Source organism: Rhodococcus sp. Ni2 (assembly GCF_021352185.1).
In the GTDB taxonomy this organism is placed as follows: Bacteria; Actinomycetota; Actinomycetes; order Mycobacteriales; family Mycobacteriaceae; genus Rhodococcus_F; species Rhodococcus_F qingshengii.
In genome coordinates this window covers 373,608-386,696 of sequence record NZ_WOXZ01000002.1, presented here as the reverse complement: position 1 = coordinate 386,696, position 13,089 = coordinate 373,608, and the positions used below count along the sequence as shown (strand labels likewise).

The 13,089-nt window shown below is 60.5% G+C and carries 12 protein-coding genes; 10 read left to right on the top strand and 2 right to left on the bottom strand.

All coding sequences use genetic code 11. The features are described 5' to 3' along the window. Positions 1-139 precede the first annotated feature (139 nt). Positions 140-1,345, bottom strand: coding sequence for a winged helix-turn-helix domain-containing protein (locus GN300_RS15405; protein ID WP_063315008.1), 1,206 nt, complete (start codon positions 1,343-1,345; stop codon positions 140-142). Positions 1,346-1,379: 34 nt separating this feature from the next. Beyond that, complete coding sequence (locus tag GN300_RS15400) at positions 1,380-2,639, bottom strand: TetR/AcrR family transcriptional regulator (RefSeq protein ID WP_233405648.1); 1,260 nt, start codon at positions 2,637-2,639, stop codon at positions 1,380-1,382. A gap of 541 nt (positions 2,640-3,180) precedes the next feature. On the opposite strand from GN300_RS15400, the gene GN300_RS15395 reads away from it, so the two are divergent. The 10 genes from GN300_RS15395 to GN300_RS15350 are packed head-to-tail and all read left to right on the top strand — an operon-like array spanning position 3,181 to position 13,003. Further along, positions 3,181-3,990 (top strand): ABC transporter permease, encoded by an 810-nt coding sequence (locus GN300_RS15395; RefSeq protein ID WP_003945485.1) that lies wholly within the window; start codon positions 3,181-3,183, stop codon positions 3,988-3,990. Then, on the top strand, positions 3,990-4,847 hold the full coding sequence (locus GN300_RS15390; protein WP_003945491.1) for an ABC transporter permease: 858 nt from the start codon (positions 3,990-3,992) through the stop codon (positions 4,845-4,847). Before GN300_RS15395 ends, GN300_RS15390 begins: the two co-directional genes overlap by 1 nt. Before the next feature lie 3 nt (positions 4,848-4,850). Then, a complete protein-coding gene (locus GN300_RS15385) occupies positions 4,851-6,074 on the top strand; it encodes an MCE family protein (RefSeq protein WP_007734237.1) in 1,224 nt (407 codons plus the stop codon). Then, entirely contained in the window at positions 6,071-7,102 is a 1,032-nt protein-coding gene (locus GN300_RS15380; protein ID WP_042449469.1) for an MCE family protein, read from the top strand. The genes GN300_RS15385 and GN300_RS15380 overlap by 4 nt, the downstream gene beginning before the upstream one ends. Next, positions 7,102-8,157, top strand: coding sequence for an MCE family protein (locus GN300_RS15375; protein ID WP_063315156.1), 1,056 nt, complete (start codon positions 7,102-7,104; stop codon positions 8,155-8,157). Before GN300_RS15380 ends, GN300_RS15375 begins: the two co-directional genes overlap by 1 nt. Then, positions 8,154-9,251 (top strand): MCE family protein, encoded by a 1,098-nt coding sequence (locus GN300_RS15370; RefSeq protein WP_003945762.1) that lies wholly within the window; start codon positions 8,154-8,156, stop codon positions 9,249-9,251. Before GN300_RS15375 ends, GN300_RS15370 begins: the two co-directional genes overlap by 4 nt. Then, complete coding sequence (locus GN300_RS15365) at positions 9,248-10,312, top strand: MCE family protein (RefSeq protein WP_063315010.1); 1,065 nt, start codon at positions 9,248-9,250, stop codon at positions 10,310-10,312. The genes GN300_RS15370 and GN300_RS15365 overlap by 4 nt, the downstream gene beginning before the upstream one ends. Next, complete coding sequence (locus GN300_RS15360; RefSeq protein ID WP_063315011.1) at positions 10,309-11,529, top strand: MlaD family protein; 1,221 nt, start codon at positions 10,309-10,311, stop codon at positions 11,527-11,529. Before GN300_RS15365 ends, GN300_RS15360 begins: the two co-directional genes overlap by 4 nt. Further along, entirely contained in the window at positions 11,516-12,073 is a 558-nt protein-coding gene (locus GN300_RS15355; protein ID WP_063315012.1) for a hypothetical protein, read from the top strand. Before GN300_RS15360 ends, GN300_RS15355 begins: the two co-directional genes overlap by 14 nt. Positions 12,074-12,097: 24 nt before the next feature. Next, complete coding sequence (locus GN300_RS15350; RefSeq protein ID WP_003945519.1) at positions 12,098-13,003, top strand: oxygenase MpaB family protein; 906 nt, start codon at positions 12,098-12,100, stop codon at positions 13,001-13,003. The last annotated feature ends 86 nt before the right edge of the window (positions 13,004-13,089 follow it).

Genomic DNA, 13,089 nt, shown 5'->3' with positions numbered 1-13,089 from the left:
TTGGAGTACCGCGACGATGCTGAACCGCCGAGAATTCGATCCGGAAGTTGTTCCGCATTGAGAAATTCCATCAGCAGGGCCGCAATCGACGGGCGGATAACCGTTCCCGAATGACAATCTCCCTCGCGGCCTTGAAGGCTCACCTCATGGCGGCGGCCAACTGCTGAGACAACGTGCCTTTGTTCTCCACCTCGATGGTGTCGCAGCCCTGCCAACGCGCAGTTCTCCGAAGGAGTTCCGCCAACCGCGGCGCAGTGTCGGCGTCCGCGGTGGGTTCGGCCCACGCCGCGCGGACAAGCAGTCGACGGTTCTGACGGTCGTTCTTCAGATCGACTCGGGCGCAGATCTTGTCGTCGATCAACACCGGGAGCACGTAGTATCCGTGAACTCGCTTGTGCGCCGGAGTGTAGATCTCGATCCGGTAGTGAAAGTCGAAGAGCCGCAACGCTCGATCGCGTGCCCACACTACCGGGTCGAAGGGTGACAACAGCGCATCCGCACGGATGGACCTGGGACGCTTCGCTCGCGGATCGATCCACACCTCCCTTGCCTTGCCTCGACGCTCCCAGCCGTCGACGGACACCCGGCGCACACTGCCGGCATCTTCGAGTTCCTGCAATGCCGTTCGTGCTTCTGCGCTGGGCAGACGAAAGTAGTCGGCGATGTCGTCGAGGGTGCCGAGACCGTGTGCCTTCACACCCCGCAGCACCAGTTCGCGTATCGCCTCCGACCGCTCGACGTGTGCGTCGAGTATCTCGGGTGCAAGCATCTGCTCGGCCAGGCCGTAACGACGCTCGAAACCGGCGCGCCCCGCCGAGACCACCTCGCCCCAACGGAACAGCGTCTCCAGCCCGACCTTCACGTCGGACCACCCCCACCACGGACCGCGCCGTGTGTTCGCCTCGTGTTCGATCTCGCTCGCCGCCATCGGACCGTTGTCGCGCAACTCCTGCCGCAACCAATCGAGGAAGACACTCCGATCGGAAGCCCACCCGTCCTTGTCACTCAACGCTTTGGCGCGAAACTGGTCCATCCGCCAACGGAACAACGGCCACATGTCCACCGGCAAGAACGTTGCTTCGTGGCCCCAGTATTCGAGGTATCCCGAACCGGGGGCGAAGGCAAGCTGATCGAGTCTGGATTTGTCGTATGCGCCCAATCGCGCATAAACGGGTAGGTAGTGACTGCGTTCGAAGACATTGACCGAGTCGATCTGCAGCACCTGCAGCCGGTCCATCACGCCGACCAGATTGCGACGCGTCACCGTCGTGGGATGCGATTTGCCGAATCCCTGAGCGGCAAGCGCTATGCGACGGGCAGCTGCCAGTGACACGACTTCGCTCATAGTGGGCCAGACTACGCACACTCACCGACACGCTTCAGGCGGCCGAAGCCCGACGGCCGAACAGTACTGCCGACATGAACACCTGCAACATGGCCGCGTTCTCTGCGGCAGCGTCGAACTTCATCATGCGGCCGACATCCGGGACCAGGTTGAGCGCAGCGTGAACTACGAACTTCGCCTCTACTGCCGACAGCTCAGGACGAATCTCGCCGAGCACTCGCGCCCATTCGACCACGTAAAGCTTCTGGCGATTCTTCAGATCGCTTCGATGACTCGGCAGAAGGTTGTTCATCTCGGAGAAGTAGACCGACATCAATTCGTGCTGTGCAAACGACAACTCCACGTACATCGCCGACAGTGACCGGAGCACTTGTTCGTGCGAAGTCGCGGAGTCGAAGACCGCTGCCGTCGCCAAGTCCAAGCGATCTGCAGCTCGATAGAACACGGCGCCGAGAAGCTCTGCCTTGCTGGGAAAGTAGCGGTACATACCGGATGCGTTCAAGCCGGCGGCCGCGGCGATCTCTTCGATGCTGACGTCGTGATACCCGCGAGAGTCGAAGAGGCGCACGGCTTCCTGCAAGAGACGTTCACGTTTGTTCGTGGTCACGGTTCGAGGTAACGAGGACTGCTCCAAGCGGCTAGCGGTGATTGCACCCTCACCTTGATCTATCGCCAGACACGCGTCGAGCAGAACCTTCTCCATCGCTCGCTGGGGCAGCAACAGGTTATGGGCGGTGATACTGCCGATGACGCTGAACATCGCTGCCACGACAAGGGTCTCGTCCCTCGCCGTCATCGCGGGTTCGGAGCGCGAAAGATACCGGGCTACTCGGCGATTGACCGTACTGGCTTGCGCTCGAACGGATTTCCGATCATCGGTGTCGAGAAACCGGCTCTCCCAACGATAGATTCCGGCCGTACGCCGATTGCGGATCGTCGTTCGTATCACTGCAATCAGATCTTCGCGCAACCGCTGCGCATCGGTTGCCGCAGGCGCAACCGAAACGGCATCGAGGGCACTGGCGAGCGCTCCGGTCAACTCCAGTGCCGCGTGGCGGAACATCGCGTACTTGTTCGGAAAGTGCCGATAGAGCGCCGAACCCGAAATACCGACCGCCGACGCGATGTCGTCGACACTGACAGCAGGATATCCGCGCTCACTGAACGCGATTGCCGCTGCTGCCGCGATCTGCGCCTTGCGGTCCTTCGGTCGCCTCTTGACGGAGTCGGACCTCGGCTGCCGAACAATCCCATTCGACGTCTGCGCGTCGACGAACTGATCGTTCAGGCTCACCGTGTACCCCACTCTCCAGCCCTCACGCACAAAGCACTTCGATCCGCCTGCTCATCAGACGAGAATCAGCATAAGCATGATTCTGAAAACTCGTACACCGATTTCAGCACATCGCGCGTCTAGAGTTTCATACATGCAGGTAACGCTGACTTTGATCAGAACACACCACTCGCCCTTCGCCACCTCCCCCGTTGCTTCCACCGAGAATCTTCGTTAACAAAACGTTGCCTGTGGCCACCAGCAGTGGGTAGGGTCACCGCTCGAAGCATCCAGCCCGCATCCACGAAGCAATCCGACTGGCAGATTCGGAATATTCGTAAACATACACAGGATGTCGATATGAACAGTTCCGATATCTCCACGTCAATGAAGGAAACTCGGTCAACAGGGCTGACAGTTCGACGAGAATTTCGGTTCACATAATGCTTGCTTGGACACATATATGTGTGAGATGCTTCACAGGCAGTTCGCTCGACCGCCAGCGCTCGAACAGTTCGAACTCCGCGCCGAACACTGTTGATCTGCAAAGGAATTCAATTAGATGACGTACGAGCTGCCAGCCGCGAAGGGCCCGGTGCGAGACGTAGCGTTACAGGGGGGCTATCTGATCGGATTCTCGGTTCAGGCACTCTTCGGCCTGTTCACGGCAATCCTGCGCAGACGACTCTCATTGCACGAGACGGTTACTCAGACCCTGTTCATCGGTCGCGTCAGCACCGGCCCGTCGCTGCTTCTCATGATTCCGATCGGTGTATTCATCGCCGTCTCGGTCGGTGAACTGGCCGGCCGGATCGGAGCCGGTGGATATTCCGGAGCTGTCGTAGCTTTCATCATCGTCGGTCAGGCCGCGGCGCTGGTGTGCGCGTTGATGATGGCCGGTGTCGCAGGATCGGCGATCTGCACGGATTTGGGTTCACGAAAGATCAGGGAAGAGATCGACGCGATGGAAGTGATGGGCATCGACGTGATCGAGCGCCTCGTCGCACCGAGATTGGTTGCGGCAGTGATCGTCTCCCTTGCACTGTGTTCGATGGTCACCTTCGGCGGTGTGATCGCGTGCTACCTGTACCACATCTACGTCCAGCATCTTCCGGCCGGAACGTTCATGGCAACGTTCAGTCAGTACGGGCGATCTTCCGACTTCGTCATGGCTTTGGTGAAGGCTGCGGTCTTCGGCATCGCTTCGACTTTGGTCGCCACCTTCAAAGGTCTACATGCAAAAGGTGGCCCACGCGGCGTTGCCGACGCAGTCAACGAAGCCGTGGTCATCGCGTTCGCGCTCGTCTTCATCGTGAACACAGTGTTGTCCGCGCTCTACACCGTAATCGTCCCGGCAGTCGGTGAATTCTGATGTCGCTCGTCGATCTCCGTGTTCGAGCACGTCAAGCGAGCAGACCCCTGCGAACCGCGGGCGACGGCCTCGTCTCCCTCGGTCAGCACGTCACTTTCTACGTCCGCACTATCGCATCGATCCCCTTTGCGCTCACCAAGTACCGCAAGCATGTACTCGGTCAGATCAGCGAGGTCAGCTTCGGCACGAATTCCTTGTTGTCCGGCGGCGGCACCATCGGGATCGTCTTCGCGATGTCGCTGGCCGCGGCGATGATGTTGGGCGTCGAGACCCACCGGGGCCTCGAGCTTGTCGGGATGACCTCGCTCTCCGGCATGCTGTCCGCGGTTGCCAACACCCGTGAACTGGCCCCTGTTGTCGTCGCGATCGCGTTGGCCGCCAAGGTCGGAACGGGTTTCACCGCCCAGATCGGGGCCATGCGTATCTCCGACGAAATCGACGCGCTGGACTCGATGGCGATCCGATCGATCCCCTTCCTCGCGGGTACCCGGGTGATCGCTGCCATGATCTGTGTCATCCCGATCTACATGATCGGACTCCTGGCCAGTTACCTCTCGACCCGACTGGTCGTCGTGTTCTTCAACGGCGCATCGGCCGGTACTTACGACTACTTCTTCCATCTGGCGATCTCTCCGCAGGATCTCCTGTACTCGGGTCTCAAGGCCGTGGTGTTCGCCGCTGTTGTCGCGCTGGTTCACTGCGCGTACGGCTACTATGCCTCCGGTGGTCCGGCCGGCGTCGGGCAAGCGGCCGGGCGCGCGCTCCGGACTGCGATCCTCGCGATCGGAATCCTCGACGTACTGATGACTTTCGCGCTGTGGGGCCTCGTGCCCCAGATCCCGGGAATGGGGGTCTGAGCCGTGGACAGACTCACTACACGCACGAAGATCGTGTACGCCCTTCGCGGCGCGATCGCCATAGTCGTAGCCGTCGCCGCCGCCGTGACAATGGTTCTACGCGGTTCGGGAAATCTCGAGCAGAGCACCGACATCTTCGTCGCTGTTCCAGCCACAGCCGGTCTCATCAGCGGTGAAGCTCCGGTTCGGTACCACGGCGTCAACGTCGGCCGAATCGGCGAAATCGAATCAGGAACCGCCGAATCCGTTGTGCAGTTGCAGATTCAGACCGATGACGCGTCGAAGATTCCCGCTGACGTGGTGGCTCGCGTTGTTCCACGCACGTTCTTCGGCGACATCTACATGCAGCTCGTGGACAGTCCGAATGAGCAGGGCCAGACGACTCTGGCGGACGGAGACGAGATCCACATGGACGACGGTCCCGAAGCCGTTGCGCTCTACGACGTGTACACCAAGTTGGTGGGCGTCCTCACTGCGATGCAGCCCGAGAAGTTGCAGACAGCCCTGACTGCGCTGGGCCAGGCGCTCGACGGAAACGGAGCCGAGATCGGTACCACGATAGACAATCTCAGTGCCGCGTCCGGCGTACTGACACCCGCCGCACACCAATTCCTCGAATCGACACCCGAATTCAAGTCGGTCGTCGACGCGTTGGACCGTGCGACCCCCGACATTCTCGATACCTTGGCAGCCGCCACAACCGTCTCGAACGACATGGTCGCCAACAGAGCGAATCTCGAGTCCTCGATCGGCGCGGCCGCAGTCTTCGCCGCTACCGTCGACGATTTTGTCGGGGCGAACAACCGAAACATCATCACTGTGATCGATTCCGCCGGAAAGATACTCGCAACCACCGCGGCCAATCCCGGAGGACTGCGTTCCACCCTCGCGAATGCCAGTACGTTCGGCGCCGCGGGCGCTCGGGTCTTCGCCACCGGAAAGTTCGACATCACAGCAGTTGCCACGTTCGCCGAACCGCTCCCATACACGGGTGATGATTGCCCGCAGTACGGTGACTCGCGCGGAGCACAGTGTTCGGGCTCCAACCTGACGCCTGAACAACCCGTCAGTGCCCCGGTCGTCGGCGGCGTAGCCGAAGCGGCCCCCCTGCGGTACCTCGAAGATCAACTACTGGGCGGATCGCCGGAACCCTCGGATACCCCCAACCCGGCAACAACACTGATGTTGGGGCCGATGGTCAGAGGTAACGAGGTGACCGTCCCGTGAAGGTCCGTCCTGGCCAGGTAATTCGGTTGTCACTCTTCTGTCTCACCGGCGTCGCCTGCGCGTCGTTCGTGGCGAACACGTTGTCGGTCCCGGTTCGCGGAAGCACCGATTCGTACTCGTTCGAGTTCACCGACGTCGAAGGACTCAACCCGGGCAACCCGGTCACCATGTCGGGTGTGCGTATCGGCCGCGTGGACTCGGTTGCGTTCGCCGACAACGGAGGCGGGACGAGCAAGGCGATCGTCGACGTCGAAATCGAGTCGCGATATTCCCTCGAGTCGGATGTCCGTGCCGCCGTGCGCTACGGCGACATGCTCGGTGCTCGATATCTGGCACTGACGCAAGACGACAGCGCAACAACGGTATCCGCACGACAGCTCGAACCAGGTGACACGATACCGCTGGCGCAGACAACACCGCCGATCAACTTGACGGCCCTGATGAACGGGTTCAAACCGTTGTTCGCCGCGCTGCAGCCCGAGCAGGTCAACACGCTCACGCGAAGTTTTGTCGAAACCTTCAACGGCCAGGGCCAGGCAATGACCACCCTGCTCGACCAGATCGCGACCATGAGTTCCGGCCTGGTCGACCGTCAGGACGTCTTCGCGCAACTACTCACGAACATGAACACTCTTCTCACCTCCGTCGACGAGCGTCAACCCGAATTGGTCGGTCTGTTGGACGGTTTGAACGATCTGAGTACTTCCGTCGTCGGGCAGAACGATCAACTGGTCTCGCTCTTGGATCAGGGAAACCGCACTGTCTCGTCGTTGGCTCAGATCATGGCCGGGTCGAACGGCGCATTCGGTCAGACCGTGCAACAACTCGAAAGTGTCACCGGGAGTTGGATTGCGAGCACCGACGAGTTCAACAGACTTCTCGTCAACCTTCCCCAGTTCGCCGACGCCGCCAACCGGATCGGAAGTTACGGAAGTTTCATCAGCCTGTATCTGTGCAATTTCACTCTGAAGGCAGGCGATATGGAAGCCAACATCTTCGGTCCGACACACTCGCCGGTGTGCTCATGATGTTCCTGGTCAAGCTGATCGACGTGTTCGTCGGCATCGTGCTCTTCCTGTTCAAAGGGGATCGCCGTCGCAGCGGTAGCGGCACCGCTCTCGCCCTGGGCAGTCTCGGAATCCTCGTTCTGGTGGTGGGACTCGGCGCCGCCTTGGGCATTCCGAAGCTCTGGTACAACGTACGCACGTCGGCATACACAGCCGAGTTAGCCAATGCCAGCGGGCTTTCCGACACCGATCCGGTTTACGTGGCCGGGGTTCCCGCGGGCCGAGTGGATTCGATCGACCTTGCCGGCGACCACGTCGTCGTCAACTTCCGCTTGGACAAGGACCAGCCTTTGGGAAACCAGAGCACGGCGACGGTCAGGCTCAAGACGGTCCTCGGCAAGCGCTACCTGGAGATCGTGCCGGCCGGAGTGGTCGACGACTCCGAGGCGCGGGTCATCCCGCTCTCCCGCACAACCGTGCCGTACAGCCTCGACGACGTCAGCAGTGATGCCACCACTGCGGCAACAGGCGTCGACCTACAGGCGATGGAGTCCATGATGAACACCCTTTCGCAGGCGATTCCCACTGATTCCGATCAGGTGGGCCGGGCTCTGGCCGGAATCAGCGGCGCCTCGGCGGCTTTCGCGCAGAACAGTGAACGGATCGACCAGATTCTCATCATGTCTCGTGAGCTGTCGGACATGGCTGCGGCACAAACCGATTCGATCGTCGGTACTGCGGCCAATGCTCAGACGATCGTTCGAACTCTTGCGATGCGCAAGGACGCACTGACTCAGCTGGTCGACAACCTGACAATCATCATCTCGAAGCTCTCCACCACTTTCGTCGATCGTCAGGACGAGTTCGGAGCCATGACCGACAACCTCGTCGCGGTCACCACCACGCTGAAGAACAACGCAGATCAGATCGACCTGCTGTTGACTCGTCTTCCTTCCGCGCTGCGTTCGGTCACCGATTCAACCGGCACCGGCAATTGGACCGACGTCAACGCGCCGGCGGCCGTGATCCCGGACAATCTGCTCTGCGCGCTCGGCATCATGGAGGGCTGCAAGTGAATACACGAAAAGCCGTCACGGCCATGCTGGTAGTGACCTTGGCGATCGCCCTGCCCGGTTGGTACATATTCGGACGAACAGATCAGTCCAAGACCGTCTACGCCGATTTCAGCTACGTCGGCGGAATCTACGAGGGAAGCAAGGTCACCGTCCTCGGAGTCGGCGTCGGGACGGTCACGTCGGTGGAACCTCGCGGAACTTCTGTTCGAGTAGCGATGTCGATGCCCGACTCCGTGGACCTGCCCGCCGACGCCTCGGCCTATGTCCTCAATCCATCGGTGATCAGCGATCGACACATCGAACTCGGCCCGGCGTACACCGGCGGAGAGACACTGAAAGACGGCGACCAGATTCCGATCGAACGTGCCCACTCCCCCATAGATTTCGACGGCTTGATGGGAAGCGTCAGCACTTTGGCCGACGCATTTGCCGGGGATGGGGGCAATCTCGGCGATCTCGTGAGCCGCGGCGCCGCCGGGTGGCAGGGCCAGGGCGATCAATTCAACACCGCAATTCGCAACCTCAGCACAGCAACCGGAGTTGTCGGCGCTCGGTCGGAAGACATCGGTGCCCTTGTCGACAATCTCAACACTTTGATGAATGCTCTGGACGCACGGCAGGTCAGCCTCGACGAACTTGTCGGCGACCTCGGCGTCCTGGGTGATCAATGGGCGAGCCAGAACATGGACATCTCACAGCCTCTGCAGGATCTGCAGGTGGTCTTCGACCAGTTGAACAGTTTCATGACAACTCACGGCGATGATGTCGGTGCCATAGCCGACAACGTGCGAGTTCTCGGTGACACTCTGGCTGCCAAAGAACCCGGCCTCGCCGAGTTCATGGACCTGGTGCCGTTGATGATGCAGAACCTCTCCCAGACAATCGGTCCTGATCAGCGCGGGCGCATTCGGCTCAACGTCTCGACTGCATTGACTCAGTTCGCGGTGGCGAAACCGCTGTGCGACACCTACAAGTTGCCGATCTGCACCGGAGCCGGGTTCACGAATCCGATTTCCTTCCCCCTCAGCACTTCTGATCCGCTCGGCATCGCCTCCGCGATTTCCGGCGGAGCCGTCCCCGGAGGTGGCAATTGACGCGGCAATCAGTTCGAATAATCGCCGGTATCGCGATCATCGGTGTGGGTTCTGCGGCCGTGTTCGCCTTCGGCGGCTGTAGCGCAGGCATTCAAGACCTACCCCTCGGTCGTTCGGCCGACGGTGACGCGTACAACGTGGCGCTGCAGCTGGCCGGCGCCGACGGCCTGGTGTTGGGAGCAGACGTCCGCAGCGGCCAGAAAGTCATCGGTCGAGTATCCGCGCTGTCAGCCGATGTCGTCGGAGCCGATGTGACTCTGAGTCTGGACGCCGCGACGCCATTGCCCGACAACGTCGAAGCTTCCGTCGAACTCCCGTCCGCACTTGGCAATCCGTTCATCAGACTCTTGGTGCCGGAAGTTCCGTCCGGCTCCACGCTCAGCGACGGAGACACAATTCCGGAGTCTCGCACCGAGATCGGTCCGCAGGTCGAAAGTGCGCTTGCCACCCTCGGCACGGTTCTGACCGGAAGCGGCATCGACCAACTCGATACCGTGGTGCGCGAGCTGAACACCGCGTTTTCCGGGCGCTTCGGTGAAGTTCGTTCTCTGACCGAGACCCTCACCTCGCTCATGGCAGAGGCAAGCAGTCACCGCAGCGAGTTCGACGAGGCCGTCGACCTCGCTGCCCGGGTCTCCTCCCAACTGGCCGGCCAACGCGTAGTTGTCGACAACTACCTCGATTCCGTTCCACAGGTGGTGTCGATTCTCGTGGGACAGAAGGATCAGATTGCGAGCCTGTTGAACTCGACCGTTCAGCTCGCCACCAACGCAAACACCATTCTCGACTCGTCTCCCAACGGCCTCGACGCGATGCTGCACGATGCGTCGACCGTTGTCGGGACTCTGGATTCGTTCAACTCGGAGATCGGCCAGACGCTGACGAACATGAACGGGTTGCTCGAAAACTTCACCGGTGCAGTGCAGGGTGACTACCTCGTTTTCGACGGCGCCCTGGATATTCCGGGAACGATCGACAAGCTCTGGAGCGGCGGTATGGCCGGTCAATCGATCGCACCAGCGGGAACTCTCACCGATCTACTTCAGGGAGGTCCGCGTTGAGTCGCCTTGCGCTTGTTCAACTTGTCCTGTTCGCTCTGATCGCTGCTGTGGTCATCCCTTTCGGGATCGTCTACGTGGTCGGCCCTCAGGGTTTCGGGGGTCAAATCCGGCTGCACGCCAACATGTCCGACGCCTTCGGACTGACCAAGGGCACGGTCGTCACGTATCGCGGCGTACAGGTGGGGAAAGTGAGTGAAGTCGAACTCGACGCAGGCACCCGCACGGCTCGGGTGGAACTCTCACTCAACGACAACACCGAGATACCTACCGACAGCGTCGCCAAGGTGACGATGGGGACCGCAGCCGGAATTCAGAATGTCGACATCTACCCCAACACAGACCACGGCCCGTATCTTAGGGACGGCGACGAGATCGCCATGCCCGCGGATCAGCAACCGGTCCAGATGAGCCAGTTGATGCTTCAGGCGTCCGGTGTCCTGGAAGGGATTGATCCACAAGCGATCAGCGACATCGGGACCGAGCTGGGGAATTCGTTCAACGGGCTCGGCCCGAGCTTGGCGACGATGATCGACAACGGTGGGACCATGTCGGCGCAGTTGAACGACCAGTCGGCCGAACTCGCTGCGCTGCTGTCGCGAACCTCCACGTTGGTGGACTCCATGGCGACACAATCGGATTCGTTCGTCCGGGGAATGTCAGCTGCCAAGAACTTCACCGAACAACTCGAATCCAACGCGCCGGTGCTGATCTACCTCACCGATCATTCGCCCGCCGCCCTGAACAGCGCTCAACAGTTGTTCGACAAGTACCACAACACTTTCGGAGCGGTCCTGGCCAACCTCGTCACTGTCGCACCGATCATCTCCGACCGCACAGACGCCCTGGAAACCGGACTTGTCACGATTCCTGAAGGTCTCGCCAAACTGGCATCCATCGTCAAAGGCGATCGAGCCGACTTTGCCTTGGTTGCGACCCAGGGGCCGGTCTGCAACTACGACACCCCTCGGCGTGAGGTCGGCGATCTGTCTCCCACCAGTCCGAGTCTGGCGATGTACTGTCCCCCCGCCGACGACCTCGTCCAACGCGGAGCACAGAATGCTCCGCGTCCGAACGACCTCGGTTTGCAGAACTCGACCGTCCCGGGCACTCCGATCGGACCGCCCGTCGTCGCAGATCCGATTCTCGTCCCGACCGGAGTCGACGCCCTGAACTACTGGAGATTGATGTTGGAAGGACTGGGAAATGGCACACGGTGACAACGCACTACTCGACGAGGCAGAAGCCGAGGTGGCCGAACATCCGACTTCTCCGTCGCTACTTCGCCGCCTGAAGGAGCCACGCAACGCACTGATCTCACTAATAGCGGTAGCGCTGGTCGCCGCGTTGGTGGTGCTCGGATTCCAGATGTACTCGGCGAATCAGGAAGACACGCTGCGGCAGGAGGCTTTGGACACCGCGCGGGATTACTCGACCATCATGTCCTCCTTCGACTATCAGAACCTCGATGCCAACAAAGACAGCATTGCCTCGATGTCGACCGACGAGTTTGCCGGCACCTACCGAACAATGGTCGATTCACTTCGCGAAGTCGTTGCCGGGGGCCAAGGCCAGGCGAGCGCGACGGCGACAGACGTCGGTATCGAATCGCTGGACAATTCGTCGGCCAAGTTGCTCGTGTTCGTCGACCAACAAGCCAAGAATGTCGCAGCGCCAGAGGGAAACACACAGAAGTACCGCATGGTCGTGTCCCTGGTCCGCTCGGGCGACCGGTGGCTCGTGAGCAACGTCGAGACCAAGTAACTCACCACACGCGGAGGAAGATCCATGCCCACTCACTACCTGGATTCGGAAAAGTCCGAGTCGTCGCTTCGCACCGATCAGACACGCATCACCATCACGGCCGAGCGTAGACGGTGGGCACGTAAGCCCGCACACATCACCGACGCACTCGATTTCTGGTCGTTCGCCGGAGCCGCTGCCAACGTCATCCTGCAACTCGGTTGGCCCGAGGTGGCGTACGGCGTCATGGAGAGCAAGGTCGAATCGGGTGCTCTGACAGCGCATCCGTGGAAGCGTGCACGAACCACGACGCAGTACCTGACGGTCGCGATCCTGGGTGACGAGGAAGAGCGAAAGGCTTACCGCGAGGCCGTGAACTCGGTGCACCGACATGTGAAGTCGGATTCAAACAGCCCGGTCAAGTACAACGCCTTCAATCGCGAACTCCAATTATGGGTTGCTGCATGCCTGTTCATCGGTTTCGAGGACAGTCATCAGTTGCTGCACGGCAAGATGTCCGAAGAACAGGCGGAGTCGTTCTACAAGTCCGCGTCAACTTTGGGAACGACGCTGCAGGTCACCGAAGAGATGTGGCCGGCCACACGTGCCGACTTCGAGCGCTACTGGAACCTCGGTTGCGAACGCGTCGTCATCGACGAACGCACCAAGCAGTACCTGATCGACTTGGTCAACCTACAGATGATCGCGTGGCCGATACGCCTGGTGTTCCGAAACTTGTTGCGGTTCCTGACGGTCGGATTCCTTCCACCGATCTACCGCGACCAACTCGATCTCGAGTGGACCGAAGACGACCGCCGCCGGTTCGAACACCTCTTCATTTTCGTGTCGTTCGTCAACAGGTTCATCCCACGCTCCGTTCGTCAGGCCGGCAACACCATTCAGATGCGCGACATTCGCCGCCGGATCAAGGCGAGCAAGAATCTCGTCTGAGCCAGCGGCGCGTTATTCGTTGTCAATTCTGCTGCCCTACAGGTAAATCGGGCCGGTCGGTCGACAACAGATCACGGCTGGACATG